Raw genomic sequence first — 26,373 nt, 5'->3', positions numbered from 1 at the left:
TCACCTCGTCACGCGTCGCGGCGGCGCAGCGCGGCCCGGCCCAGCAGCAGCGTGGCACCGGCCCAGCCGGCGAGCAGGAGCAGCCCGACCAGGCTCGGGTACGGCTCGGTGTCGCCGGCCAGGAAGTGCCCGCCGGCCACGCCGGGGAACCCGTCGGCGATCCGGTTCAACACCTCGATGTCCGGGTTCTGGAGGGACAGCGGCACGATCATCAGGATGGCGAGGAGCACGGTGATGGTGAGCACCGCACTGCGCAGTGCGGCCCCGAGACCCAGGGCGAACACGCCGATCAGCGCCAGGTAGACCGCCACCGCCACGATGTCGCCGATCGTCTCGGCGGCCGGGGCGCTGCCCCACTCGCCGAGCACCGGCCGGGCGACCAGGGCGCCGACGCCGCCGAGCAGCAACCCGAGGGCGAAGGTGACGGCGCCGGTGACCACCGCCTTGGCCAGCAGCACCCGACCGCGGGACGGGGTGCACTGCAACGTGGTCCGGATGGTGCCGCTGGTGAACTCGGCGGTGATCGCCAGCAGACCCAGCGCCAGCACCACGAACTGGGTCAGCTCGACCGAGTCGATCAGCACGCTGCCGACGGTGACGATCCCCGGGTTGTCGGTCGGGTCGTCGTCGGTGTTGGCGTTCGCGGCGTAGATGGCCAGTTGGCCGGCGCTGGCGACCATCACCAGCAGCCCGGCCAGCGCCGTCCACCAGGTGCTGCGTACCGAGGAGAGCTTTGTCCACTCGGCGGCCACCGCCCCCCGGAAGGTGGCCGGCGCACCGGCGGCCGGCGTGTTGGTGGGGCGGGTGCCCGCGTCGGTCCGGGTGCTCATCGTTGCCCACCTTCGGTCGGACCGCCCGCGTACTCGACGCTGTCGGCGGTCAGCTCCATGAACGCCTGTTCCAGGGTCGCGGCCTGCGCGGTCAGCTCGTGCAGTCGCACCCCCAGCTCGTAGGCCAGGTCACCGACCCGGTCCACGGTGGTGCCGGTGACGGTCAGCTCGGTGCGGTCGGCCGCCACCACGCTCGCCCCGGTGGCGGTGAGGCGCGCGGCCAGGGCGGCCAGCCCGTCCGGGTGTGGGCTGCGCACCCGGACGGCGACCGTACCGCCGGCGATCACGTCGCCGATCGGCGCGTCGGCGAGCAGTCGGCCCCGCCCGATCACCACGAGTTGGTCGGCGGTGAGCTGCATCTCGCTCATCAGGTGGCTGGAGACGAAGACGGTCCGCCCCTGGTCGGCAAGCGAGCGCGTCAGGTGCCGTACCCAGCGCACCCCGTCCGGGTCGAGGCCGTTCACCGGCTCGTCGAACATCAGCACCGGCGGGTCGCCGAGCAGCGCCCCGGCGATGCCGAGCCGCTGGCCCATGCCGAGGGACAGGGTCCGGCCCGGTTTGCCGGCGGCCCGCCCGTCCAGCCCGACGGTGTCCAGCACCTCGTCGACGCGGCGGGCCGGGATGCCGTTGCTGCGGGCCATGGCGAGCAGGTGGGCCCGGCCGGACCGGGCCGGGTGGATGGCTCGGGCATCGAGCAGCGCGCCCACCTCGTGCAACGGTCGGCGCAGCTCCCGGTACGCGCGCCCGCCGATGAGGGCCTGTCCGGCGCTGGGACGGTCCAGCCCGAGGATCATCCGCATGGTGGTGGACTTGCCGGCGCCGTTGGGGCCGAGGAAGCCGGTGACCCGGCCGGGCGCGACGTCGACGGTCAACGCGTCGACAGCGACTGTCGCCCCGAACCGTTTCGTCAACCCACGTAATGTGATCATGCGCTGACGCTAGGCGTGCGACCCGCTGCCGCACCGCGCCCGAAGGGCACCACCCGACCCTGACTTTCGTCAGGTCGTCGGCGGGTCGGTCAGCGCACGTAGTCCTCCAGCAGCGCCGGCGTGAGCCCGGCCCGGTGGATTGCCCTGAGCGCGGCGAGCAGGTCGTCCATCAGCGCCGGCCGGAAGTGCATCAGCAGGATGTCGCCGGGCTGGATCACCTTCTCCGGGGTCTGGTAGCGCACCTTCCCCTCGTGCACGGTCTCGGTCCAGTGCAGGACCGCCTTCGCGCCGCAGTCGTGCGCGGCTTTCAACGTGGTGGCGTCGTGGTTGCCGAACGGTGGCCGGAACAGGGTCGCCCGCTTGCCGAACAGCGTCTCCAGCTTGTCCGCCGCCCCGCAGATCTCGTGCTTCTGGTAGTCGTACGAGCGGCCGGCCAGCGAGGTGTGGTTGATGGTGTGGTTCTCGACGACCCCGCCCGCCACCTGGATCTGCCGGAAGTAGTCGGTGTGCTCCTCGGCCGCCGGTGAGTTGAGGAACATCGTGACCGGGATGTGTGCCTGCCAGACGAAGTCGGCCACCGCGGGCGGGCGGGCCAGCCCACCGTCGTCGATGGTGATGAAGGCGACCTTCTGGTCGGTCGGCAGGCGGTGCCAGAACTGCGCGACGCCGGTCGTCGGCAGCGACACCGGTTGCGGCGGCGGCGCCTGCGGGAAGGTCGGGACCTGGGACACGTACCAGGCCAGGCTTCCCGGTGTCGGCTTCGCCGTCGGGGACGGCGAGGCCGAGGGCGTCGGCCGGGCGTACGGCGTCGGCAAGGCCGAGAGTGTCGGCTGTGCCGAGGGCGTCGGCTGTGCGGACGGCGTCGGCTGTGCGGACGGCGTCGGCTGGGTCGCGGTGATCTGCCGGGCGTGGGTCCGGTGGCCGGGGCCGACTGTGCAGGCGGTCAGCGTCAGCACGGCCAGAAGCGTTGCCACTGCGAGGATGCGGCGCGGGTGGGCTGATGACACGCCCGGAAACATAGCGGGTCGTGGTCAGGTCCCGTGCCCCGTGACGATCTCCCCGAGCGCTCTTGCCCGGGCGGCCTAGCCTCGGAGCGGAGTCGATTCGACGGACGGGGACGGCCGATGGTGCGGTGGATCCTGCAGATACTCGCGCTCGTCGGGTTCGGCGTGCTGCTGGGGTTCATCGGGTTGACGATGACCCTCAACCTGTTCGACTTCGTCGACTCGTGGTCCCGCCAGTTGTCCAGGAGCTCGTTGAACCGCCTGTGGGGGTTGCCCGACCAGGACCCGGCCGGGGTGCGGCAGGGCCCGGGCTTTCAGTTCGCGCGGTTCCTCGTCGGCGGCGGCGTCCTGCTTCTCGGCGCCGCCGCGATCGTCGGGGGCATCGTGCTACTGGTCCAGGGGCCGCTCGACTGAGCGCACCACGAAGGCGTCCGGCATCCGGAAGGTGAGATTGTCCGGACACCAGGGTGGGCGGACCACCGTCACCGCGTCCAGCAGTGGTGCCGCCTCGGCAACCACCACTGCCGCCTCCATCCGGGCCAGCACGTCACCGACGCAGCGGTGGACACCGGCCCCGAACGCCAGGTGTCGGCGAGACCCACGCTGCCCCGGGCGGAACTCGTCGGGCGACTGGACGACCGCGGGGTCACGGCCGGCGCGGGCCAGCCAGAGCACGAGGCTGCTGCCCGCCGGTACCGCCGTGCCGCCCAGCGTGCTGTCCGTCGCCGCCACCCGCCGCCAGGTGACGATGGGCGGCTCCAGTCGCAGCCCCTCCTCCACCACGTCGGCCACCGCGACCGCGCCGGTGCGCAGGCCGGCCCGCACCGCGGGTTCGCCGGCCAGCCGGTGCAGCAGCAGGGTGAGGAACTGCGAGGTGGTCTCCTGCCCGGCTACCAGCAGGAAAAAGAGCGCGCCGACCACCACGTCCGGCGGGTGCCCGGCCGCGCGCAACTCGCCGGCCAACCCGCCCCCGCTGGTGGCGAAGTCCCGCAGTACGCCGTGGAACCGGCCCACCTCGGCGGCGAGCGCCAGCTGCCGGTCGACGTCCAGCGGTGCCCAGAACAACTCCAGCGCGGCGCGGGCGAACTCCTTGACCGCACCGACAGGTGCGTCCGGCAGCTCGACCAGCCGGGCCAGCACCAGCAGCGGCAGGTCGGCGGCGAGGTCCGCGTACAGGTCGACTGACGCGCCGGTGTCGAGCCGGGCGCCGAGCCGAGCGACCCGGTCCCGGACCAGCGCGGTGAGCCAGGGCCGCTGCGCGGCGACCCGCTCGGGGTGCAACGCCGCCGCGACGATCGCCCGGATCTGGGGATGGCTGGCGCCCGAGTTGTTGGCCAGGGTCGGCGGCAGCCGGAACCGGTGCCCGGCGAGCACCCGCAGCGCGCTCACCGGCATCGGTGTCACCGCGTCCAGCGCGTTGTCCGGCCGGTAGGTGACCGGGTCGGCCAGCACCTGCCGGACCAGCGCGTGCCGGGTGACCACCAGATGGCGTACGCCGACGTGGTCGGTCACCTCGGCGACGTCCGGCCAGGGTGCCCCGACCGCGGACCCCCAACCGGAAAACAGCACGCCGACACGCTAGCGGGCGGCTCCGGGCAGCCCGGCGCGCAACTGCCAGACGGTGGTGCGCTTCACCCGGACACTCTCCAGCGCCTCCGGCACCGGCACGTCGTACACGGCCAACTCGTCGAAGCGGTCGCGGGGCAGGAACGCCCGGCCGGGGTCACCGACAAGTGCCGGTGCGCCGGCCCGGGCGGCGCGCAGCAGGAACCGCAGCACCCGCCGGGCCATCGCGTCGCTGTAGAAGACGTCGCCGGCGAGCACCACCTCGGCGTCCCCGGCGTCGGAGTCGAGGATGTCGCCGAATTCGGCGTCGACGCGTACCCCGTTGGCCTCGGCGTTGAGCGCGACGGCCGCGACCGCCAGTTCGTCCACCTCGACGGCCCGCACCGACGCCGCGCCGGCGCGGGCGGCGGCGATGGCCACCAGGCCGGAGCCGGAGGCGAGGTCGAGCACCCGGCGGCCGGCGACCAGCGCCGGGTGGTCGGTCACGTAGCGGGCGAGCGCCTGCCCGCCGGCCCAGGCGAACGCCCAGAACGGCGGCGGCCGGTCGGTGGAGAACTCGCCCTCGGTCAGCTCCCACAACCCGATCGGCTCGTCGGCCTGGTGCAGTCGCACCTCGGGAACGAAGGGGACCGGGGCCAGCCGGGCGTGCAGCCGGACGAACGTGCTGGAGAGCTCGGACACCCGGCGATTCTCGCGCACCGGTCATCCCGGGCGGCGCGGGGAGGTGGACCGGTACGGGTAAGGGGTTCACCACTGTCGGTGAAATCACCACTCGTCCTTGACGTCCGGTGCGAAGACACCCCTCTGTCCGACCCGCCCGCTTCCTCCTAGCGTTTTGCGCAGGAGACGAGAAGAGGCGAGGTGATGGTGATCGTGTGGCGGTACGCGCTGCGGATCGGGGCGTTGGTTGCCGGTGTGGCCGGGGCGGTGCTGACCCTGGCCGCGCCGGCACAGGCGGCCTTCGCCACCGAGATGAGCGGCCTGCCGGCCCGGTTCACCGCCGGTGACCAGGTGCGGACGATCTCGGCGGTGGTCTCGCAGACGGATCGGCGCGGCGGGTGCGCGAAGGTGCGCTGGTCGATGGTGCTCAGCGTGCAGGGCCTCCGACTCGACCAGGTGAAGATGGACCGGGTGGAGGAGACCGGCGACTTCCCGCTGGAGATCCAGACCGAGGGTGACGTGGCCCGGCTGACCGACCGGCAGCTCGACCCGGGCACGCTCTGCCCGGGCCGCACGGTCACCGCCCGCTACCGGGTGGCCTTCGCCGAGGACGTCACCCAGGGGCGGGTCACCCTCGCCGCCGAGGCGTACGACGCGAACCGGCGCCTGCTGGCCCGACAGACCGCCACCCGCTCGGTGGTGGGGGCGGGTGGCACCCCGACCGGTACGCCGAAGCCGACCGCGACGCCGTCACGGCCCAGCGACCCGCCGAGTGAGCCGGCCGTGGAGGAGAGCACGACGGCCGAGGAGCCGGTCGGGGACTACCCGGCCGACGCGGCGCCACCGGCCGGCCGGCAGGTCTCGCAGTCCGGCGGGTTCGGCATCGTGCAGGCGGCGTTCCTGCTCGGCGCGTTGCTGCTCTTCCTCGGGATGGGCCTGCTGCTGCGGCTGCGACACCTGACCCGGCCCGCGTCCGACGAGGGCGAGGACCCGACGGTGGACCGGCGCTGGGAACGGCCGGCCCCGGCCGACCGCTGGCGACCGGCCCGCCGCTGATCGGGGGCTGAGGGGCCGGCGGACTACCCGCCGGCCCCTCGGCGTCACTGCGAGAACGCCTGGAACTCGGCGATCCTGACCTGCGTCCGGGCCGGGCTGGCCGTCGCGCAGTCCGTCGTCGTCGCCGGGTCGTCGTCCTGCTCGCCCGCGTACCGGGGGCCGCCGGTGCACTGGCTCGCCAGCACCTCCAGGCGCAGGTGGGTGGCGAGGGTCGAGGGCACCGCGAACGTCCGCAGGTTGATGTCCCGGCTGTACGACCGGTACGCCCCGCCGGGGAACGCGTCCCCCGCGCTGGTGTAGATCCGCTGCCAGCGGGCCGGGTCCGCGCAGTCGGTGGTGGTCGCGTCGCAGGCGGACACCGCGAACGAGCGCAACGCACTGAGCGCGTTCTGGCTGCCGGTGTCGGCGTCCCCGGTGATCGCCGGGCGCAGCATCGCACTGACGTTGAGCCGTTTGACCGTCTGCGGGGTGTCCCCGGGCAACGCCACGGTGAGCTGCCGTCCGGCCACCCCGTCCAGGGAGGCCCAGTTCGTGGCCTCGGTGTCGTCGGCGATCCGGTCCAGGTTGACCCCGTCGCCGGTGACCGTCGCCCCGGACGCGGTGGACGCCAGGTTGCGGCTCATCCGCAGGTCCACGTACCCGTCCTGCTCGGCCTTGGCGACCACACCGAGCCGCTGGTGCCCGAAGCCGGGTGCCACGGCGAGCAGGTCGTACGTGCCAGCCACCAGCTCCACGGTGTCCGGGATCGGCGTCGCCGGGTCGGTGTCCGCGATCGGCGTGGCCCGCGCCTCGTACGCCCCGACGTACACCCGGATCGGCGCGTCGACGCTGTCCCCGCGCGGGCGCAGGGTGAGTGTCGCGTTGCCGCCGCGCGGCGAGGCGAAACTCGGCGTCGGGTCGGTGTCGCCGGCGCCGTTGGTGGCGGCGTCCCGGCCCATCCCGGAGCGGGCGAACTCGGCCCAGATCAGGTCCTGGTTGGCGCCGCCGAAGCGGAGCAGGTCGGCGGTGAGCATGTTGTCCCGCATGTCGAGCATGCTGACCTGGCTGGCGGCCTGGAGCAGGAACGAGTCGAAGACCAACTGCGACCAGCGCCGGTTGCCCGGGCACTTGTCGGCGGCGACCTTCCCCTGTGCGCAGTCGAGCTGCCGCTGCGGAGTGCCGAGGCCGTACCGCTTGACCAGTGCGGAGCGGACCCGGAAGTTGGTGGCGCCCCAGATCTCGCCGTCGGCGTGCACGGCGGGACCCGCGGTGTTGTAGCCGATGTCGGAGTAGTTGAGCGGGCTGCGGCTCAGGTCGTAGTTGCGGATGCCGCTGACCAGGTTGCCGGTGACGTAGCCGCCGGTGACGAAGGGCGTCTCGCCGGGTGCGCGCAGCCCGTTCTGGAACAGGTACTCGGCGGCGAGCAGGTCGCCCCACGACTCGCCCATCGCGCCACCCTGGTGGCCGCTGATCCCGCTGTCCGGGCCGGCGATCATCCGGTTGGTGATCGCGTGGGTGTACTCGTGGCCGATCACCGTCATGTCGTAGTCGCCGTCCACACACGGCGGGTACGGGCCGCCGGCCTGTGGCTGCCACAGGTACATGTTGGTGGTCGGCGGCAGCCCGTCGCGCCCGGTGCCCTGGTTGGCGTTGTTGCGGTTGCCGGTCAGCGCGCCCTGCTGGGCGCGGCCCTGCTCGGCGTCACCGCCCAGCCCGGCCGGGGTGAGGTTGACCGCCTGGAGGTTCCACGCCGACTCGGTGAAGCCCAACTGGTACGACCAGTCGTGCATCCGGTTGTGCATGGCGAAGAGGTTGGCGATCGACGCGTCCGCGTCGTTGCGCTGGGCGGAGGTGAACACCTCCGGGTTGCACTTCGCCTGGTGCCACTGGTCGGTGAACGGGTACTCGTAGCGGCGGTCCGGGCTGGTGGTGGCCGGGACGATCGGGGTGCCCGCACCCCAGGAGAGCACCGTGTTGGCCGAGTTGCCGCGTGAGGTGAACGTGGGTGTGCCGGTGGCCGCGTCGACGTCCCAGGGTTGGCCGGTGGCCGGGTCGCGGAAGGCGGCCTGGCAGCCGGGCGCGGAGTCGCCGCACCAGCGCACCCGGGAATCCTGCCCGGGGTCGAGGTCGCGGGGCGGGGTGGCCGGGAAGACCGCCCAGCTCGGGTTGTCGGAGTCGAAGTCGACCAGGTCCTCACGAACCAGCACCTGCCCGGTGCCGCCGTCCACGTAGCTGGTGAACGCGGCCGGGTGGTCGGTGTCCGCGCCGATCATCGTCACCTCGTAGGCGGCCCGTGGCCCGTCCAGCGGGGTGGGTACGGCCACCTGCCGGATGGTGTGGCTGGCCACCGCGCCGGCGGTCAGCCCGGCGTCGGCGAGCGCGGCGGCGTACGCCTGCTCGGCGGTGCGGGTGGCCGGCGCGGGCGTGCCGGTGTCGCGGGCCAACGAGGAGTTGACCGACACCACCGAGCCGTTGGCGACCGCGAGGGTGACGAGACCGTCCGGCCCGGCCGGCAGGTCGCCGAACCGTTGCCGGAGGGTGACCACGGCACCGCTGCCGATCGGCCGGACCAGCACCCGTTCCATGCGGGCCACCGCGTCGGCGTCCATGCCGAACAGGTCGCGGTTGGCCCTCAGGTAGGCGCGGGCGGCGGCCTCCGGGTCGGCGGGCAGCCCGGTGGCGAGCGGGGTACGGCCGGGGCCGAGGGCCTGCGGGGTGCCGAGTCGGTTCCACCGGACGTCGGGGTCGGCGGCGCGGGCCAGGCCGCGCTGCCGGGCGTCGGGTGCCGCCGTACCGGTGCGGTTGTCGGCGTCGGCGGGCTCGTGCCCCTCGCTGAACGGTCCGGACCGGCGCTCGGCCGACGGCGTGCTGCCGGTGGGGGCCGCGGTGCTCACGCCGGTGGGGAGCAACGCGGCGACCGTGGCCGTCGTCGCCAGGACGGCGATGAGCCGGCGTCGACGCCGGCTCATCGGAGGTGACCATTCGGGTCGTGGCACGGGACCTCCTCGTGGGAGCGAAATGGCCGGCGGTCCGCCGGCCGCGCGCGATCACGCATGTGCATCTGTGGATATCAGGCGGCTGGGGCGGCGGCAAGCTCTGGGGCGAATCGCCCGGTAGTCGAGCCCAGCGCGTGGGCGAGACCCGGCCTGGTCGCCGCGGTCGGTGGGGTCGCCGGCATCGCCCTCGACACAGGCGGTGAGCTGGGCCGGAGGGGGAGCGGCGCTGGTCAGCCGTGCGGCAGGCCGCGGGTGGTCAGTTGTCCGGTGTCCAGTCGGGGTTGCGGCCGAAGGCAGCCAGCAGGTGGTCCTGCTCGTCGGCGTCGTCGGGCACCCGTACCCCGGTCTGCACCAGGTTGTTGCTCCGGTAGTCGTCGATCTGGCCGGCGAACCAGCGGGCGGCCACGTGCACCGCGTCCGGGTCCAGGCGCGGTTGCGCCCCGATCGCCACCGCCACGTCCCAGCCGTGGACGAGATGCTCGGCGAGGAGCTGCTGGAGGTATTCCGCGGCCGGGGTCTCACCAGCGGAGAGATGCACGGCGCGGTCGAGTGTGCCGGGGTGGGTCGCGGCGATCTCGGCCTGCGCGGCCGCCTCCCGCGCCACCGTGATCGGGTCGGTGCCGAGTTGGTCGCCGTCGAGCCGGTCGCCCACCTCGTCGATGGTCCGGCCCGCGAGCAGCGGGACGCTCCACCGATCCTCACTCACCACGTGGTTGACCAGCGCGCGTACGTCCCAGTCCGAGCAGGGTGTCGGGTCGGACCACTGGCCGGGCTCGACCTGGTCCACCCGGTCGACGAATTCGGCCAGGCTCCGGCGGTACGCGTCCAGCAGGTCCATGCTGCCGATTGTTCCGGTAGTCGGGGGATGCCGCGCCGTTTTGCCTGCCCTGGGGGTGCGGGACCGGTGGCCGGTCGGCTCAGTCCAGTGCGACCGGATCCAGGCCGAGCTCTCGGGCGGTGACCAGCCGGACCCACTCGCCGAACTGCCGGCGGGAGATCACCCGGTCGTGCACGGCGAGTTGGACGGCAAGCCCGTCCATCACCGCGCTGATCCGCCAGGCGGCGCCGTCCGGGTCGGCGCACTGGAAGGTGCCGTCGGCCACCCCGGCGGAGATCACCGCGGCCAGGTCCTGCCGCCAGCGCAGGTCGAGTCGGCGGGACACCTTCTCCAACTCCGGGGTGCGCAGCGACTCGGACCATCCGTCGATCCACATCGACCAGGAGGTTGCCCGCCCGGCCGGCGTGTAGAGCTTGAGGATCCGGCGGAGCTTGGTCAGCGGTGGCGCCGAGGAGCGGGTCACCACGTCCAGTCGGGCCAGATCCTGCTCGACCGCGTACGCGAAGGCCTGCGCGAGCAGTCGCTCCTTCGTGGCAAAGTGGTAGAACACCAACGCCTGACTCACTCCGGCGGCCTGTGCCACATCGGCCGTCCGGGTGTTGGCCAGACCGCGCTCCACGATCACGTCACAGGCGGTGCGCAGCAGGGCATCCAGGCGGATCTCGGCCGCACGTCTCGTCACGACCGTTACCGTAGCCCATCCGATTGAACACGAACAGTGACGGCTGTGCCCGGATCCGCGCCGCGACAGTCGGAAGCCGGACAATTCCCCGGGGTGCCGTCAGTCGTTCCTGTGGGTGTGTTCGTCGAGGTCCGTCGCGATGAGGTGGCGGACAAGGCCCTGGTGGTGGGCGTTTGGCGCAATGATGGCCGTCGTTGTCGAGTGGGCGCCCGAGGGTGACGGTCGGTGGCCGCCGGTCGGCACCAGGCCAGCCCCCTAGGAAGCTAGCGGGTGGTGGTCTCCGTTCCCGCCTCGCGAGGAGGAGACGCGCCGAGGTGACCCCGAGTTGGCAGTCTTTCACCGGCTCGGCTAAAGTTCTCATCCGTCACCCGGGAACGCCGGGGGACGTGCGGACGTAGCGCAGCTGGTAGCGCATCACCTTGCCAAGGTGAGGGTCGCGGGTTCGAATCCCGTCGTCCGCTCGGAGCTGCCGCCACGCATGACGGGGGCAACCTCGGTGGGGTGGCCGAGAGGCGAGGCAACGGCCTGCAAAGCCGTGTACGCGGGTTCAAATCCCGTCCCCACCTCGGCAACAAGCACGGGCGATTGGCGCAGTGGGAGCGCGCTTCCTTGACACGGAAGAGGTCACTGGTTCAAACCCAGTATCGCCCACAGGTTAGATAGGCAGGTTGAACGGCCCGTTATCGGAAGTCCGGTAACGGGCCGTTGCTGTTGCGCCCCTTACGTTGGGAGCAACTTGGGAGCACTAGATCATCTTCCGCAGGCGGGTGTCGGGGTATCGGGTCGAGCGGCGCGGGTGTGACCGGGGTAGACGTTGATGGGTTGGGTGGTCTGCCAGCGGTGTTGTAGGGCGTGGGTGATGCGCTGATTGCATGGCGAGGGTGACGTGGCTGTAGATCCCGCGCACGCCGGGGATGCGGTGGCCGAGTCGTTGGACTTGGGCGATTTCGGGGATGTCGTCTTCGATGAGCCAGGTTTTGTGGGTGTGGCGCAGGTCGTGGAAGTGCATGCCTTCGATGACAGGTCCTGTGTGGGCGCGGCGGGATATGTTGGAGCGGCGGAGGTAGGCGCCGCGCGCGCCGCAGAAGATTTGGTCGGGGTCGTGGCTGTCGAATACCTCCTGTATGCCATGGGTCGGTGAGCGTGTGATGGCGCAGCCACGGAAATCTCCTCCAACCGAGCTGGTGGTGCCGGCGGGCATGGAAAGCGGCCGGCGCCGTGGAGGTGCCGGCCGCTGGATGGGCCTGGTGGAACGGGATGATTGGTTTCTGGGATTCGGTTGGAGCGTCAGCGGTCGAGCGACGCGATATCAGCCGGTCTGGGGCTTGTCGCGTCCGTGCCAGCGAGGTAATGGGTTCATCCGGGGTATGGCGGCGGCCGCGGCGTGCGCCCGTCGCGGAAGCAGCTGCCAACGCCGGGGCGGCAAACGGCCGAGACCACGGCGAGCGGCTCGAACGCCGACGTAGCCGTGTTCCTTCAGAGCCAGGACTACCCCGGCGGAGAGACCGAGGACCGGATCCCGGTCAACGAGCTCCTCGACTAGCCCTCTCCACCCGAAACGCCACCAACGCCGCCCTCGACACACCTGCGAATCGGACCGCGTTCCGTGCGCTTCTCCGTGCTAGCGCGATTATCCCCACCCTACGGCGCAAGATCTTCGGCCCGTCGATCTAACCAACCAGACGCGGTCCTGTCTCTGCGGCAGGCGTCCCTCGCGGATCGCCGTACGGAGTACGCCGGCAATGCGGTCATGCAACGGACCGCTGCCCGAGCCGCCCAGAACCAACAGCAATTCATCCGACCTGCACCGGCCTTGTCGCTGCGGAGAGTCGCCTTGCCCAGGGAAGAACTTCCGCGCCCCGCCCCGGTCCGCCGGCCCCAGCACCAACGCGGTCAGGTGAAGTGACGTGGGTCAATGCAGTCTTTGGCGGATTGTTCGCCCCCTTCGCCTACCGATCGTCCAGCCTACCGATGGCCGCTATGTCACACCACCCAAGGCAACCCAGAGTGACGGCGTAGCAACAATCGGTCAACTTATGTAGGGTGTGTGGCGATCGTCCACGGTTGACATCACCTACGGGGGTGGGGCATTGACGCCGGTCTTTCGCTTTTTAGGTCCGTTGGAGATTTCCACTCCCCAATCAGCCGTGAGCCTTACTGCGCCGCGCCATCAGATCGTTCTCGCCAAGTTGTTGCTGGACGTCAACCATGTCGTACCGATCGACGACCTGGTCCGGGCGGTCTGGGACGCGGTGCCGCCGTCCACCGCGCGCACACAGATCCAAATCTGCATCTCGCGCATCCGGCGCGCCTTCAGCGACGCCGGCCTGGAGGCGCAGATCGCGAGCTACCGGCCCGGCTATCTCCTGCAGGCGGCCGAGGAAACGCTTGATGTATTCCATTTCAACCGGGCGATAGCGGACGGGCGGGCCGCCGCCGCCGACAACCGGCTGGACACCGCGGTGGAAAAACTTCGCGCGGGTTTGGGCATGTGGCGCGGCGAGCCATTCAGCGGCATCGACAGCTTGGCCATCAAGGCTGCGGCGGTCCGCCTGTCGGAGCGTCAACTCAATGCCTTGGAGGAATGCCATACGCTGGAGCTCAAACTGGGGCGCCACCACGATCTGATTGACGAATTGATGCACCTTGTGCAGAGGCACCCGCTGCACGAGCAGGCCCGTAGCAATTTGGTTCTGGCGCTGTACCGCTGTGGACGACAGGCAGAAGCGCTTGAGGCGTACCGGGAGGCGCGGCATACCTTCGTCACTGAGCTGGGGATCGAGCCGGGTGAGGATCTGCGCCGCTTGGAACAGGCGATCCTGCTCGCAGACCCGGAGCTCGACGTGCCGGGGGCCTCGGAACAGACAAAGGCGTGGGCTCTTGCCTGTCCCCCCGAACCGCCGGCAGTCGTGGAAAGTGTTCGGGTACCGCGCATGCTACCTGCGGATGATCCCGCCTTTACCGGGCACGACGACACCGTGGTCGAGATGATGCGGCACCTCGGGGGCGATTCCGGGCAAGCACGTTCGCTCACCGTTAGCGTCATCACTGGGCGTGCGGGGGTGGGCAAGACCGCCCTTGCCGTCCGCGTCGCACACCGGCTGGCGACGGAGTTTCCGGACGGCCAGATCTACCTGCGGCTCGACAAGGCGGAGGGCCAGCAGGCCGGCGTGCGGGAAACGCTCAACCGCATGTTGCGGATGTTGGGTGTGTCGGGCTGCTGGGGCGTCGACGACACCGAAGAAGTCGCGTCGCTGTACCGCAGCGCGGTGAACGGGCGCAGGCTCCTCATCGTGCTCGACGAGGTACGCGACGAGGCTCAGATCACCCCCCTGCTACCCGGATCGTCGACCTGTGCGGTCATCATCACGAGTCGACAGCGGATGGTCCGGATCCCCGGGGCTCAGTTGATTGAGATCAACGATCTGAGTTTCCAGCACGCCACCGAACTGCTCACCGTGCTCGTCGGCGGGGCGCGGGCCTCCGCCGAACCTGCCGCGGTCCTGGAGTTGATCGACATGTGTGGCGGTCTGCCGTTGGCACTGCGGATCGCCGGCGCGCGACTCGCCGCTCGGCCACACTGGGCGATAGCACAGCTCAACGAGCGGATGGCCGACGAACGACACCGGCTGGATGAGCTTGTCCATGGCGGCCTCGGGGTGCGGGAAGGCATGGCGGCCGCCTACGCCAGCGTCCCACCCTCGGCGCAGAACCTCTTCCGGCTTCTGTCGCTGTTCGACGTCCCGGACCTTCCCGGCTGGATCGCCGGACCGGTGCTGGGGACGGAGTCGGCCGGCGAGGATCTGGAGCACCTCGTGGATGCTCGCTTGATAGAGGCCCGGCAGGACCACGGCGTCATGGCCAGATACCACCTCCACAAGCTGATTCAGGTCTACGCCCGCGAGCTACTTGCCGACCAGGAGAGCGATCGGTTGCGTGCCCTGGCCATCGAGCGCGCCACTGGTGCCTGGCAGTTCTTGGCCGACGAGGCGCATCGACGCCTGCACGGCGGCGACTACATCGTTCTCCACGGCGCCGCGCCCCGGTGGTCTCTGCCGCCCGAGGTGGTCAACCGGCTGCTCAGGGATCCGTTGGAGTGGCTGGAGAGCGAGCGGACGGCCCTCGTCGACAGTGTTCGTCAGACGGCCGAGGTTGGCTTGTCCGAAAGTTGCTGGGACTTGGCTATCACGCTTGTGGCGCTGTTCGAGGCGCGCGGCTACTTCGACGACTGGCGTGACACGCATGCTGTCGCACTGGCCGCCTGTCGTCAGACAAATAATCAGCGCGGTGAGGCGGTGATGCTCTACTCGCAGGGAACCCTGAGCATGTTCGAGCAACGCTACGACGAGGCGGCTGCACGTTTCTCCCTGGCCAGGCGGGTCTTCGAGAAGGTGGGTGAGGTGCACGGGCTGGCGCTGTGTCTGCGAAACATGGCTTTCCTGGACCGAGTCGGGGGCCGATCGAAGCTCGCCGAGCAGCGCTATCAGCGGGCGCTCGAGTTGATGCGCAAGGTGCAGGACCCGGTCGGCGAGGCGCATATCCTGAGCAACGTGGCGCAACTTCGAATGGACTCCGACGATTTGGATGCCGCCGAAGAGATGCTGGACAAGGCCATGGCGATAGCCGTGGGTATAGGTAACCGGCGCGTGCAGGCGCAGGTGCATCATTCTTACGGTGACATTTGTCTGTCTCGCGGCCAGGCGGCAGCGGCCGAGAAGGAATTCCGGCAGGCGCTGGACATGGTGCGCGAGGTGCGGGATCAGGCAGAGGAATCGTATGTGCTATGTGGCTTGGGGCTGGCGCAGGTACGCCTGCGTCATTTCGAGGACGCCTCGCGGACACTGCGTCATGGCTACGCTCTCGCTGAAGCGGGCACCGACCTGACTCTGGTCGGACGATTCTATGTCGCCTACGCCGAAATGGACAGCATGCTGGGTGACTACGACGGAGCAACCTACTGGGCTGATCGGGCAGTGAAGAATTTCAGCGAGAAGAGCGCGGCGGTCTGGCGTGCCATTGCCTTCCGGCTCATCGATGAGATCCGGCAGGCCCGGTCAAGTGTGAACCGTGCTGGGTACAGCCGGCCGACCGACCTGGCGGCCCCGCCTGATCCGCCACGCCAGCAGTAGCCCGGCGCCCACGAACAGCTCGGCCACGATCACACAGGCGCGGCTGGCCACGGCAGCTACCACCGCCGCGGGAACCGGCAGGGCGACCGTCAAGGCGCCCACGATCAGCAGGTCCTTCGCCCCGGCGCCGTCGGGCAGCACCAGGATCAGGGCAGCCGCCGCAGACGCGAAGGCGTAGGCGCCGACCGCTATGGACAGCGCCTTCAGCGGCGGGCCACCGAGCGCTACGGCGAGCAGCCACAGGTGCACCCCGCCCACCGTCCACGCGCAGATCTGACACAGCATGGCGAGCCGGAGTGCCCTGGGTTCCACCAGTTGGGTGACGGGTTCACGCCGGAGCAGGCGCGCGGCCCAGGCGGTCGCCTGGATGACACCTCGAGGGCGCCACACCACCGTGCAACTGAGCACCACCGGAACCACCAGCCAGGCCCAGTGGCCGTGCAGGACCAGCGGGGCGGCGAGCAGACCCACGGACGCAGCGGACAGGAGGTTCACCACCGCCACGAGTAGGTATGCCACCACCATCCGGCGTGGCTCAACCCCGATGCGCCGTCCGACGTGTACGGCGGCCAGAGCCTGGAACCAGGGCCCCGGCAGGTAGGTACCGACAATCGCGGCAAAGCACACACGAGCGCCGTCGAACAGGTTGAGCTGGGAGCCCAGGGCCGCCAGGACGTAGCGCCATGCCTGGATCCCGAGCAGCAACCAGCAACTACTCGCGGCCACCGCCGCCAAGAGGTACCACCGCACCTCTGATCGACCGAGCAAGTGCATGACCTGCATGTCCTCACCGGTCACCGCGCGCACCACGCCCACGCCGGCAGCGATCAGGAAGGTGGCCACGAGCCCTCTTCGGATCCAGGTGCGAGCGACCCCGACTCGAGCTGAACCAGTCATGAGGCGGCCCGCTCTCGTGCTGCCGGTTGGCACCGTACCGACGCGGTCATGTCCTGAGCCAGATGGTCGGACAGACGCGGGCTCTGGCGCAGCCGGTAGTCGGAGAGCTGGACCGGGCCGCGGGTGAAGGTCCAGTCCAGGCGCCAGAGCTTGGGCAGGGACCACCCGGTGTCCGCGGCCGGGAAGGTGACCGGAAGTCCTCGGACGTTGCCTGGATTCCACCGTCGCAGATCGTCGCCGACCTGCACGAGGCTGCCCATCCACGGCGAGTTGAAGTCGCCGGCTACCAGCAGTGGGTTGGCGTTGCCGTCTATGTCGTCCCGTAGCGCCTCCAGCTCCCGCTGCTGCCGGTTGTACTGACCGTGGGCGAACGAGTAGTACTTCGCAGTCAGCGGATTGAGCCGAGGGTCGATGGGTTGCGGAATGTGGACGTTGTACACCGAGAGGATGCAGCCGCCCACCCGCAGGTCGGTCCGCTGGGCCTTGTTGCCACGCCAGTACCAGTCGTCCGAATTTTCTCCCACGGCCCGCGGATGGGTGGCCGCGACGGGTACTCGGGAGAGGGTGACGAGTTCCCCCTCCACATTCACCTCATAATCCGGGAATTGACTCTGAATCTCGTTGTGGTCGTCGAGAGCGATCGGCCCCCCGCGCCAGAACAGATGTTCGCTGAGCAGGTAGACATCGGCGTTCTGCTGATGCAGGTACGCGTAGAATGCTTGGGGGCTGTCGATGTCGCCCCCGTAATCCAGGTACCCCGTTCCGGAGTGCCAGTACCCCGTGTTCCACGCAAAGACCTTGACGGATTGCCCTCCGGTCGCGGCCTGCGCCGGCTGGGTGCCCGCTGTTGTCGGGAAGCCGGTCAACGGGACGCCGATCGCCAACGTGGCCACGAGCAGCAGGGCAACCGGTTTGGCGACAGCGCGGGCGAAGGGGACGAGGAGAAGCAGTGCGGCCGGAACGGCCACCAACAGGAACGGCGGCATGGGCTCGATGAACATCCACAGCCACCAGCGTCCGGTGAGAACAAGGTGAGCCAGTAGAAACAGTGCCCAACCGAACGCCGCAGCCAGCACCAGTCGTTGACGCAGGCGGCGGAACCTGGCTCGGCGCAGCCAGCCCCGGTTGCCGCCTGGGCCAGCTTCTTCCGGATGCCCGGCATTGGATGACGTGGTGGTGGTCATGAGTTCCCCAATCAGGCCGACGGGTCAGGACAGCACGAAGCTCGCACTCGCGGCGGCCAGCATGAACAGGCCGGCGCCAATGACGAGAGCCCGGTCGCGGAGCAGCGAATGCACCGGGTCGGCGCTACCACCCTTCACCCCGACGACGTGCAGGTAGCGGAACAGGCCAAACAGCAGCAGGGGCAACAGGAGCACCGACGCCAAATCGGCGTGAGAGCTCATGCGCTCGTTGATGTAGAACAGGAAGGTAACCGTGGTGAGCCCGGCGCACAGCACCAGGAGCTGATCGATGAACTCCGCGGAGTACACACCAATCACCGGGCGGCGGGCCTCCTCCGGGAGGGAGAACTCCCGTCGCCGTTTCGCCAGGATGGGCAGCAGGCACAGCAGGAAGATCGACTGGAGCAGCCAACCTGAGGGTCGCACGTCGACGGCCAGGTAACCGGCGAGGATGCGGAGTTCGAAGCCGGCGGCAACGACGATCATATCGACCATCGGTACGTGCTTCAGCCAGCGACTGTAGGCGATGTTGAGGACGAGGTATCCGGCCAGCGGCCACATGAGCACGGGCATGACCGTGACGACCAGCACCACCAGCAGCGCCAGCAGCCCTACCCAGTATCCGGCGGCCACCGCCACGGAGACCCGCCCGGATGCGATGGGACGTTGTCGTTTGGTCGGGTGTCGCCGATCCCGCTCACGGTCGGCGATATCGTTTCCCACGTACACCACTGCGGAAGCCAGGATGAACATCATGATGGCGCCCAACAGATGCACCAGTCCGTCGAGGGTCCAGGCACCGCGTTCGAGCAGGGGCAGCGGCACCACGAGTAGGCTCTTGACCCATTGCACTGGCCGGATCAAAGTCACGAGGTCGCGCAGCCTCGTTCTCTGTCGCACGACCAACGCGAGCTCATCCCGGTCGAGGTACACCTGAGACATGCAGATCACCTCCACTGAGCCGGTACGAATCAGAAAAAGACCTTGGCGAGCTTGAGGGCGCCCTGGCTCCATGGCTCGCTGCTCGTGACACCACGCCGCGCCGGCCGGACAGTGCGATTGGCGCGCCACCAGTCGAAGGCCCGCAACAAGGCGTCCTTATTCGACAGGCGAGGTTCGAAGTTGAGCCTGTGGCGGGCGTGCTCGGTGCTGACGTACGAGTCGGCCAGCAGCTTGTGCAGCAACCGGCCGTACACCGGCGAGAGCTTCCAACGTTCGAGATACTCAAGGACGGCCACCGCGGGGCGCGCCGGGACGGAAATCACCCGCTTGCCGTGGCCCACGTGATCGAGTACGGATTGAAAATCCTCGCGCAACGTTCCGAAACTGCTCGCGGCAATGTTGTAGGTGTCGTTCGCTGCCGTCTCCGAGGCGCGCAGCGAGGTGCACACCGCTTCGACCAGGTCGTCGAGGCCCAACATCTGGATGCGGACGTCGCCTCGACCGAGAACCGGGAAGTGCCGCCCCTCGTCGGCCCACTCGAACAGCATCGCGAACAGTCCCATGCGACCGACACCCAGGAAGGTCTTGGGACGCAGGATAGTGACACAGGCACCGTCCTGCCGGTGCTGCTCGGCGAGTTCCTCCGCTTCGGCCTTGGCGCGGCCGTAGACGTCAACGGGGGCCCGTGGATGGCTCTCCGGCGTCGGCACCACCTGCGGTAGGCCGTAGACCGACGTCGACGAGACGTGCACGATCCGAGAGACCCGCGCCGCGCGCGCCGAGCTGAGCACATTCGCCGTGCCGTCGGCGATGACGGACCGGATTTCGCCCTCGGGATAGCTCGGCAGTGCGGCCGCGCAGTGCACGACGGCGTCGACACCGTCGAAGGCCCCAGCGACCACCCGGCTGTCCCGCACGTCCCCGACGTGCGGTACCAGTCCGGGAACGGCCGGCACGGCGCGGAGGTCGACCGCGTGCACGCGAACCCCGTCACTGAGGAGCCGGCGGGTGAGTTCGGAACCCAACACGCCGGCGGCTCCGGTTACTGCGACAGTTGTCATGTGTCCTCCGCTCACCACAGCCGACTCACCTGCTCCCGCACGAAGCGCGTCAACAATTTCGGCATCCCGACCTCCAACACCTGCTCGAAGGCGCTGAGGAAGTACTCAATCTCGGTGTCCCCGGCGATCAGGGGCGGGCTGATCGCCAGCGGACTCAGCCCATTGAGCGTGTAGTACGTGTAGATGCCGTGCTCCCGGTGCAGAGCGTCGATCACTGCGGAGGTGATGACCTTGGTCCGGAACAGGGGGTCGCGGGCGACCGACACCGGCAACAGTTTTCCGGCAAGGTCGAGGAGTCGCGGCCCGCCACACAGGAACACTCCGAAGAGCGCGCCGGCCCCGCGTACGTCGGCGATCGCTTCCGGGTGGGCCTTCTGGATCCTGGCCAACCCCGGGGCCAGCAGGCGCTCGATCTGCCGAGCGCGCCCTGGATAGTCGTCCTCCACAGCTATGGAGATCGCTTCGATGGCGGTCGCGGTCTCCTCACCAAAGCCGTAATAGGTCGTACTGGTGCTCTGCAGGAGAGCGTCCTTCATGTTGTCGTAGGCTTTGCGAAACACCGCATCACGGGCCACGAAGGCGGAGATCGACGACTTGCCGCCGCCGAAGGACTTCGAGGTGGTGAGGATGTCGGGCACCAGATCCTGGTGCCGCATAAAGTAGAACATCGTGCCTGTTTTGCCCCAGCCGGTGTAGATCTCATCGAAGATGAGGATGATTTTTTCGGCGGTGCAAAGCTCACGCAAGCCATACAGGAATTCGGGCGAACACCACTGCATGGTGGAGGCACTGAACGGCTCGATGAGGAGCGCGTAGACGTCGCAGCTTCCGTCCGTTCGCCGCGACGACGCCACCGCTTCGCGGACAGACTCCAGGTCGCCGTAGGTGAACGTGCGAATTCCCGGGATCGTTGGGAAGGCGAAGTGGGCCTGCGCACTGCCGGTGAGACCGCCGGAGCCGAGCAGTTTGCCGTGGAAGGCGATGTCGGCACGCAGTACGGTCCCGCGCTGCCCCCCATGGTATTTGTAGGCCAGCTTGACCGCGCCCTCCACCGCCTCCGCGCCGGAGTTGGGGAAGAACGACATGTTGAGGTCGCCCGGCAGGACCTGGGCGAGGTTGTGGCTCAGCGCCGCGATGTACGGTGAGAAGATCGTCTTGTGGACCTCCATCCGATGGCGCTCTTGAAAACGGCGGCGAGCGGCGAGCAGCCGAGGGTGGTTGTGCCCGTGGTTGAGCACGCCGACCCCGCCGGTGAAGTCGAGGATCTGGCGACCTTCTCTCGTGTACAGGTACGCCCCCTCGGCCCGGTCGATCAACTCGCGACCGAAGCCGAACGAAGTCATGAGCTTCACCTGCGACCTGTTCACGTACTTGCGGTACAGCTCCTGCACCTCGTCGACATCGAGGTTTTCCGCCTGCCCCAGATCGATGAGTTTCGCCATGCGCCCCTCCTGTGGGTCGTCAGCGTCGTTCGTGGTTCGCTACGACTATGGTGGAGCCGGCTATTCCTGTGCTGTCGTTGCGTTATCGGCCGTGTCGTAGACGATCGAGAGTGCGGAGGCGGTCAAGGATTGAACGAGGATAGTCGATAGATAGAGTGATGGGTTTTACTGGCGGTACCTATCGTCATCCGGATGTCGGAGGAACGCATGGAGCCGCTGGTTTCGATCGTCGTGCCCAACTACAACGGGGCCGACACGCTTCCCCTGTGTCTGCGTTCGCTACAGGGTCAGACCTACCCGAACATCGAGATCATCATCGTCGATGATGGTAGTTCCGACGACTCGCTGGCGATTGCGAAGCGGTTCGGTGTCACCGTGACGAGCACCGGTTCCAACATGGGTTGCGGCGTGGCACGAAACACGGGCGTAGCGCGATCCACCGGGGAGATCGTGTTTTACGTCGACTCGGACATCGCGTTGGCTAGTGACGCCGTGGCCTCCGCTGTGGCAATTCTGCGCGGTGACTCGACCATCGGTGCGGTCTGTGGCGTCCAAGACGCAGAGCCGCTGGTGAACCGCACGCTGGTCGCCCAGTACCGAGGTTTGCAATACCACTACTGGTCGGCCAGTTCGGTAGGCGACGTGTCGTTCATGTTTCCCTCGCTGTGTGCCATCCCGACGAAGGTGCACACCGAGATCGGCTCCTTCAACCCGAAGCTGAAGCAGACGGAGGAGGTCGACTTCGGCTACCGGTTGTCACAGCGGTACCGCCTCCGGCTCAGCCAGGCGGTGCGGGGAAGGCACGCCCACGATCCCAGGTTGCGGATCCTCCTCCGTAAGCTGTTCCACCGGGCCCGACTACGCGTGCCGCTCTACGCGGATGCCCGCCACTTCGCCAACGGGTTCGAAACACGTCAACGAGCGTGGGCTAGTCTTGCGGCGGCGGCATCGCTGCCCGCATTCCTGCTTCCGCTCATCTTGGGGCCGGCTGGGCTGCTCGGCCCTGTGCTGATGTTGGCAGTGTCGATCGCGTGCGATGCGGGCATGTACAGGTTCGTCTTCCGCCGGCGTGGACTGGCGTTCCTGGCCTTCTTTGTAGCGACCCACTATGTGGTGAACCTGACGATCGTCGCGGGCGTCGCCGTCGGTGCGGTCCAGTGGTCGGCCTCCAGGACGTTCCGTCGGCTCTATGAAGAGCACGATCTCCAGCCGGCGAGCTGACCGGCCGCGGGGGGCGACCGCATGCTGGGCGGGGTCGGCGGTCTGCGGCGCCCCCACAGGGCCAGGTCGAGCACCAGGGCGCCGGGGAAGCCGACCACCGACATGGTCGTGTTGCTCCTGGTCAGGGCATCGGGGACCGTTCCTTGACACGGAAGAGGTCACTGGTTCAAACCCAGTTTCGCCCACCGGCTAGATAGGCAGTGCGGCAGGCCCGTTACCGGCTTCCGGTGACGGGCCTGCTGCTGTTCGGGCCGCACCCGAGGCGTTCGACGAACGACCCGCGCACGACCGGGACAGCGCCGGTGCGGCTCCGCATGGCACGCTTCCCGCGCGACGATCCATCGACGCGCACGGGCGGGGGGCGGACCATGACCGGGGCGGCTGCACCATCCGACAGCGCCGAACCATCCGACAGTGCCGGAGCGGGTCCCGCCCGCGCACCGAGGGTCTCGATCGTCGTGCCGGTGCACAACGAGGAGGAGAACATCGGGCCGTGCCTCGATGCGGCTCTGCGGCAGACGACGCCGGCCGACGAGATCATCGTGGTGGACAACGCCTCCACGGACGCGACGCGGGCCCGGCTGGCCGGGTACACCGATCGGGTCGTGCTGCTCACCGAACCGCAGTTGGGTGTCCTGGCCGCCCGCAACCGTGGCCTGATGGCGGCCACCGGCGACGTGATCGGTCGGATCGACGCGGACACCAGGCTGCCGCCGTACTGGGTGGAGGCGGTCCGCCGGGTCTTCGCGGACGGCACCGTCGCGGCGGTGACCGGTCCGGTGACCTACTACGACATCCGCTTTCCGGCGGCCCTCAACGCGGTGGACCGGACACTGCGCCGGGCGTGGACACTGCCGAGCCGGCAGCGGCTCGACTGGCTGTTCGGCGCGAACATGGCGGTCCGGGCTCGGGCCTGGCACGCCATCCGGACCGACCTCTGCGACGATCGCCGCTACCACGAGGACCTCGACCTCGGCATCCACCTGCGGCGGGCCGGCCACCGGGTGGTCTTCGCCGCCGACCTCCGGGCCGGCACCTCGGCGCGCCGTTTCCGGAACGACCCGGCCGACTTCTGGGCGTACCTGCGGATGATCGACGCCTCCTACGCCAGCCACTCGGGGCGGGCCGGTAGCGCCAGCTACTGGCGGGCCTGGCTGACCAGCCGGCTGATCATGCTCTGCTACCTGCCGTTCCGGGCGCTGCACCGGGCCCACCCGACCTACACCGCCGCCGCACCCCGGAAGAACCCGATGGCGGCGGAGCCGTCGCGGCCGTGATCCACGCGAACACCGCGTTTCCACGAAACCGAGTGGAGTACGGGGTTCCTAGAAGGTGAGGATGCGGAACTCGCCCACGGGCCGGAAGCCGAGGCGGCGGTAGACCGGCTCGCCGATCGCGGACGAGGTGAGGGCGGCGGTGCGGGCGCCGCGCTCGCTGGCCAGGTTGAGTGCGGCCCGGGTCATGGCCGCGCCGATGCCCCGGCGGCGGTGCTCGGGCTGCGTACCCACGAAGTAGAGGGTGACCAGCCCGTGGCTGAGCCAGGCGACGGCCGTTCCGACCACCTGGCCGTCGTCGAGGCGGCCGGCGAGTCTGAGCACGGTGCCGTCCCCGGTGAACGCCTTCTCCCGTTCGGTCGTCGCGGTCAGCGCGCCGGCCGGAATTCCGGACACCCGGGCGTAGGCCGCGACGAACGTGGCCAGGTCTGTGGTTTCGGTGATGTGCAGGCCCGTCGGCGTCGGGACCTTGGCCGCCGCGTCGATCGTCACGGTCATGATCGGCAGGCGGGCGATCTCGGCCGCGCCGAGGGAGAGCAGACCGTCGGCGGTCCCGGCGTCGCTGTCCGGGCCAACCCACCAGACCCGAGGTACGCCGTGCAGGCGCCGCCGGGCCTCGACGAGCGCGTCCCGCGGCGTGCGCCCGGCCACGCGCAGCACGCCGTTGAGGGTCGCGTGCGGCACCTCGCTGCGGTAGGTCGGAAGGTCCGGCCCGCCGGCCACCCCGATGTTCCAACCGAGCAGGTACGCCCGGTGCGCGGCCAGCAGCGTGTCGAGAGACCCCATGATCCGGATGTTAGCGCGTCGCCTCAGCCACCCTCAGCTGCGGAAACGGATCGATGCGACGACTGTGACCGGCGGTACTTTGTCGATCGTTCCAGATAACGGGTAGCGTTCGGGCATGGCACGTACCCGCGAGTTCGACCTCGACGCCGCGGTCGACGCCGCGATGGACGTGTTCCGGAGGAAGGGCTACGAGGGCACCTCGATGCGCGACCTCGCGGAGGCGACAGGCCTCGGCAGCGGCTCGATCTACGCCGCCTTCGGCAGCAAGGACGGCCTCTACCTCGCGGTGCTCGACCTGTACCGGCAGCGTTACGCCGCACCGATGGTCGATCTGCTGCGCTCCGGCAACGACGCGCGGGCGGTCCTCCGTGAGGTGTTCGTCGGTGCGGTGGACGACATCACCGGCGACGGCCGGCACCTCGCCTGCCTCATCGTCGGCGCGTCGATGGAACGGGCACACCAGGACCTGCGGGTCGCCGAGCGGCTCCGCTCCACCACCCAGTCCCTGGAGTTGGCGCTCTACGACCTGCTCGCCGAGGCGCAGTTGCGGGGCCAGATCACGTCCGATCGCAGCGCCACCGACCTGGCCGGCTTCCTGGTGACCAGCCTTCAGGGGCTGCGGGTGATGGGTGCCATCAACCCGGACCGGGCGGCGCTGACCCGGTACGCCGAGGTCGCGCTCACCTGCCTGGACTGACCGCCGGACGACGTGGTCGGCCTGTCGATCAAACCAACCTATGAATTTCCAATTTGTCCCGTCATGAGGGGATTGCCATGTCCACGATCGGCGTCGGCATCATCGGCGCGAGCACCAGCGGATGGGCCTCCACCGCACATGTGCCCGCCATCGCCGCGACACCCGAGTTCACGCTCCGCGCGGTGAGCACGTCCCGCCCGAGCAGCGCCGAGGCCGCGGCGGCCAGGTACGGCGTGCCCGCGTACCACGACCACCGCGACCTGATCCGCCACCCCGGCGTCGATCTGGTCGTCGTGGCGGTGAAGGTCACCGAGCACTTCACGCTCATCTCCGCGGCCCTGGACGCGGGCAGGATGGTCTACAGCGAGTGGCCGCTGGGCAATGGCCTGGCCGAGGCCCATCAGTTGGCAGACCGGGCGGAGAAGGCGGGCATCCGCACGGTGGTCGGCCTCCAGGGGCGGTACGCCCCCGAGGTCCAGTACGCCCGGGAGTTGATCCGCGACGGGTACGTCGGCAAGGTGCTCGGCACCACGATGGTCGGCTCGGGAATGGTCTGGGGTGGTGAGGTCGCCGACCCCAACCAGGCGTACTGGTTCGACAATGCCAACGGCGCCACACCGCTCACCTCCGCCACCCTGCACGCCCTCGACCCGCTGCACTTCGTCCTCGGTGAGTTCGACTCGGTGGCCGCGAACCTCGTGGTCGGCCGCAAGCAGGCGACGCTCGCGACGGACGGCAGCGCCATTCCGGTTACCGTGCCGGACCAGGTCTCGGTGATCGGCACCCTCGACGGCGGGGCGGCGGCGTCCATCTTCTATCGAGGCGGGGTGTCCCGTGGGGACAACTTCCGGTGGGAGATCAACGGCAGCGAGGGTGACCTGGTGCTGACCGCCGGCTGGGGCAACATGCAGGTCGCCGAGCTGACCCTCGCCGGAGGCCGGGGCGCCGACAGCGCCGTACAACCACTGGAGGTGCCGGCGTCCTACCTGGACGGCGTGCCGGCCGAGCTGAGTCGTTCCGTGGCCGGGGGTGTGGCCCGGCTCTACCGACAGCTTGGCCGGGAGTTGGCCGACGGCACACGGACCGTCCCCGACTTCGCGCACGCCCTGGGTCGGCACCGGCTCATCGACGCGATCGAGCGTGCCTCCGCCACCGGCGTGACCCAGTCCCTGGCCCGACCCGCATGACGAGGAGTCGAGG

Annotated in this window: 22 protein-coding genes and 3 tRNA genes; 11 read left to right on the top strand and 14 right to left on the bottom strand. The window is 69.4% G+C overall.

The features are described 5' to 3' along the window. Nucleotides 1-8: 8 nt before the first annotated feature. The 3 genes from AB0B57_RS17295 to AB0B57_RS17285 form a co-directional block, all read right to left on the bottom strand. Nucleotides 9-830, bottom strand: coding sequence for an ABC transporter permease subunit (locus AB0B57_RS17295; RefSeq protein WP_357070146.1), 822 nt, complete (start codon nt 828-830; stop codon nt 9-11). Beyond that, a complete protein-coding gene (locus AB0B57_RS17290) occupies nt 827-1,759 on the bottom strand; it encodes an ATP-binding cassette domain-containing protein (RefSeq protein WP_357070144.1) in 933 nt (310 codons plus the stop codon). The genes AB0B57_RS17295 and AB0B57_RS17290 overlap by 4 nt, the downstream gene beginning before the upstream one ends. An 89-nt stretch (nt 1,760-1,848) precedes the next feature. Beyond that, on the bottom strand, nt 1,849-2,733 hold the full coding sequence (locus AB0B57_RS17285; protein WP_357070142.1) for a polysaccharide deacetylase family protein: 885 nt from the start codon (nt 2,731-2,733) through the stop codon (nt 1,849-1,851). Nucleotides 2,734-2,883: 150 nt separating this feature from the next. Here AB0B57_RS17285 and AB0B57_RS17280 point away from each other — a divergent pair, with 150 nt between their 5' ends. After that, nucleotides 2,884-3,177: a hypothetical protein gene (locus AB0B57_RS17280; protein ID WP_357070140.1), complete on the top strand. Its 294-nt coding sequence runs from the start codon at nt 2,884-2,886 to the stop codon at nt 3,175-3,177. On the opposite strand, the gene AB0B57_RS17275 is transcribed toward AB0B57_RS17280, so the two are convergent. Together AB0B57_RS17275 and AB0B57_RS17270 are read right to left on the bottom strand one after the other, a co-directional pair. Further along, the gene (locus tag AB0B57_RS17275; protein WP_357070399.1) at nt 3,151-4,275 is read right to left on the bottom strand and encodes a cytochrome P450; all 1,125 of its coding nucleotides are present in this window, start codon (nt 4,273-4,275) and stop codon (nt 3,151-3,153) included. The genes AB0B57_RS17280 and AB0B57_RS17275 overlap by 27 nt on opposite strands. Before the next feature lie 66 nt (nt 4,276-4,341). After that, nucleotides 4,342-5,010 (bottom strand): 50S ribosomal protein L11 methyltransferase, encoded by a 669-nt coding sequence (locus tag AB0B57_RS17270; protein ID WP_357070138.1) that lies wholly within the window; start codon nt 5,008-5,010, stop codon nt 4,342-4,344. 183 nt (nt 5,011-5,193) lie between these two features. Here AB0B57_RS17270 and AB0B57_RS17265 point away from each other — a divergent pair, with 183 nt between their 5' ends. Then, nucleotides 5,194-6,045: a hypothetical protein gene (locus tag AB0B57_RS17265; RefSeq protein ID WP_357070397.1), complete on the top strand. Its 852-nt coding sequence runs from the start codon at nt 5,194-5,196 to the stop codon at nt 6,043-6,045. A 44-nt stretch (nt 6,046-6,089) separates the two neighbouring features. Here the strand turns inward: AB0B57_RS17265 and AB0B57_RS17260 are convergent, their stop codons facing one another. The 3 genes from AB0B57_RS17260 to AB0B57_RS17250 form a co-directional block, all read right to left on the bottom strand. Next, nucleotides 6,090-9,020 carry a M36 family metallopeptidase gene (locus tag AB0B57_RS17260; protein ID WP_357070136.1) on the bottom strand — a complete coding sequence of 977 codons (2,931 nt, stop codon included), beginning with the start codon at nt 9,018-9,020 and terminating at the stop codon, nt 6,090-6,092. A gap of 256 nt (nt 9,021-9,276) precedes the next feature. Beyond that, a complete protein-coding gene (locus AB0B57_RS17255) occupies nt 9,277-9,858 on the bottom strand; it encodes a TIGR03086 family metal-binding protein (protein ID WP_357070134.1) in 582 nt (193 codons plus the stop codon). 79 nt (nt 9,859-9,937) lie between these two features. After that, nucleotides 9,938-10,540, bottom strand: a complete 603-nt coding sequence (locus AB0B57_RS17250) for a TetR/AcrR family transcriptional regulator (RefSeq protein WP_357070132.1) — start codon at nt 10,538-10,540, stop codon at nt 9,938-9,940. Between the two features lie 388 nt (nt 10,541-10,928). Here AB0B57_RS17250 and AB0B57_RS17245 point away from each other — a divergent pair. The 5 genes from AB0B57_RS17245 to AB0B57_RS17225 all read left to right on the top strand — a co-directional run bounded on the left by AB0B57_RS17245 (nt 10,929) and on the right by AB0B57_RS17225 (nt 15,669). Then, nucleotides 10,929-11,001: transfer RNA gene (locus AB0B57_RS17245), tRNA-Gly, on the top strand. A gap of 34 nt (nt 11,002-11,035) precedes the next feature. Further along, a tRNA-Cys gene (locus tag AB0B57_RS17240) sits at nt 11,036-11,106 on the top strand. Between the two features lie 13 nt (nt 11,107-11,119). After that, nucleotides 11,120-11,191, top strand: a tRNA-Val gene (locus tag AB0B57_RS17235). A 235-nt stretch (nt 11,192-11,426) separates the two neighbouring features. After that, nucleotides 11,427-11,681, top strand: coding sequence for a hypothetical protein (locus AB0B57_RS17230; RefSeq protein WP_357070130.1), 255 nt, complete (start codon nt 11,427-11,429; stop codon nt 11,679-11,681). Between the two features lie 949 nt (nt 11,682-12,630). Then, nucleotides 12,631-15,669, top strand: a complete 3,039-nt coding sequence (locus AB0B57_RS17225; protein WP_357070128.1) for a BTAD domain-containing putative transcriptional regulator — start codon at nt 12,631-12,633, stop codon at nt 15,667-15,669. Here the strand turns inward: AB0B57_RS17225 and AB0B57_RS17220 are convergent. The 5 genes from AB0B57_RS17220 to AB0B57_RS17200 are packed head-to-tail and all read right to left on the bottom strand — an operon-like array spanning nt 15,595 to nt 21,096. Next, entirely contained in the window at nt 15,595-16,512 is a 918-nt protein-coding gene (locus AB0B57_RS17220; protein ID WP_357070126.1) for a lysylphosphatidylglycerol synthase domain-containing protein, read from the bottom strand. The genes AB0B57_RS17225 and AB0B57_RS17220 overlap by 75 nt on opposite strands. 50 nt (nt 16,513-16,562) lie before the next feature. After that, nucleotides 16,563-17,750, bottom strand: a complete 1,188-nt coding sequence (locus AB0B57_RS17215) for an endonuclease/exonuclease/phosphatase family protein (protein ID WP_357070124.1) — start codon at nt 17,748-17,750, stop codon at nt 16,563-16,565. A gap of 24 nt (nt 17,751-17,774) precedes the next feature. After that, nucleotides 17,775-18,692 (bottom strand): UbiA prenyltransferase family protein, encoded by a 918-nt coding sequence (locus AB0B57_RS17210; RefSeq protein ID WP_357070121.1) that lies wholly within the window; start codon nt 18,690-18,692, stop codon nt 17,775-17,777. Nucleotides 18,693-18,721: 29 nt separating this feature from the next. Beyond that, a complete protein-coding gene (locus tag AB0B57_RS17205; RefSeq protein ID WP_357070119.1) occupies nt 18,722-19,753 on the bottom strand; it encodes an NAD-dependent epimerase/dehydratase family protein in 1,032 nt (343 codons plus the stop codon). A gap of 11 nt (nt 19,754-19,764) precedes the next feature. Further along, nucleotides 19,765-21,096 (bottom strand): aminotransferase class III-fold pyridoxal phosphate-dependent enzyme, encoded by a 1,332-nt coding sequence (locus AB0B57_RS17200; RefSeq protein WP_357070395.1) that lies wholly within the window; start codon nt 21,094-21,096, stop codon nt 19,765-19,767. A 291-nt stretch (nt 21,097-21,387) separates the two neighbouring features. On the opposite strand from AB0B57_RS17200, the gene AB0B57_RS17195 reads away from it, so the two are divergent. Both AB0B57_RS17195 and AB0B57_RS17190 read left to right on the top strand, forming a co-directional pair. Next, a complete protein-coding gene (locus tag AB0B57_RS17195; RefSeq protein WP_357070117.1) occupies nt 21,388-22,416 on the top strand; it encodes a glycosyltransferase family A protein in 1,029 nt (342 codons plus the stop codon). A gap of 314 nt (nt 22,417-22,730) precedes the next feature. Further along, nucleotides 22,731-23,693, top strand: coding sequence for a glycosyltransferase family 2 protein (locus tag AB0B57_RS17190; RefSeq protein ID WP_357070393.1), 963 nt, complete (start codon nt 22,731-22,733; stop codon nt 23,691-23,693). Nucleotides 23,694-23,741: 48 nt separating this feature from the next. On the opposite strand, the gene AB0B57_RS17185 is transcribed toward AB0B57_RS17190, so the two are convergent. Continuing rightward, the gene (locus tag AB0B57_RS17185; protein WP_357070115.1) at nt 23,742-24,476 is read right to left on the bottom strand and encodes a GNAT family N-acetyltransferase; all 735 of its coding nucleotides are present in this window, start codon (nt 24,474-24,476) and stop codon (nt 23,742-23,744) included. A 115-nt stretch (nt 24,477-24,591) separates the two neighbouring features. Between AB0B57_RS17185 and AB0B57_RS17180 the strand changes: the two genes are divergently transcribed. After that, nucleotides 24,592-25,173, top strand: a complete 582-nt coding sequence (locus AB0B57_RS17180) for a helix-turn-helix domain-containing protein (protein ID WP_357070113.1) — start codon at nt 24,592-24,594, stop codon at nt 25,171-25,173. Between the two features lie 77 nt (nt 25,174-25,250). Then, complete coding sequence (locus AB0B57_RS17175; RefSeq protein ID WP_357070111.1) at nt 25,251-26,360, top strand: Gfo/Idh/MocA family oxidoreductase; 1,110 nt, start codon at nt 25,251-25,253, stop codon at nt 26,358-26,360. The last annotated feature ends 13 nt before the right edge of the window (nt 26,361-26,373 follow it).

It is taken from the genome of Micromonospora sp. NPDC049101 (assembly GCF_040648675.1).
In the GTDB taxonomy this organism is placed as follows: Bacteria; Actinomycetota; Actinomycetes; order Mycobacteriales; family Micromonosporaceae; genus Micromonospora.
This window is presented reverse-complemented; position numbering and strand designations above follow the sequence as displayed.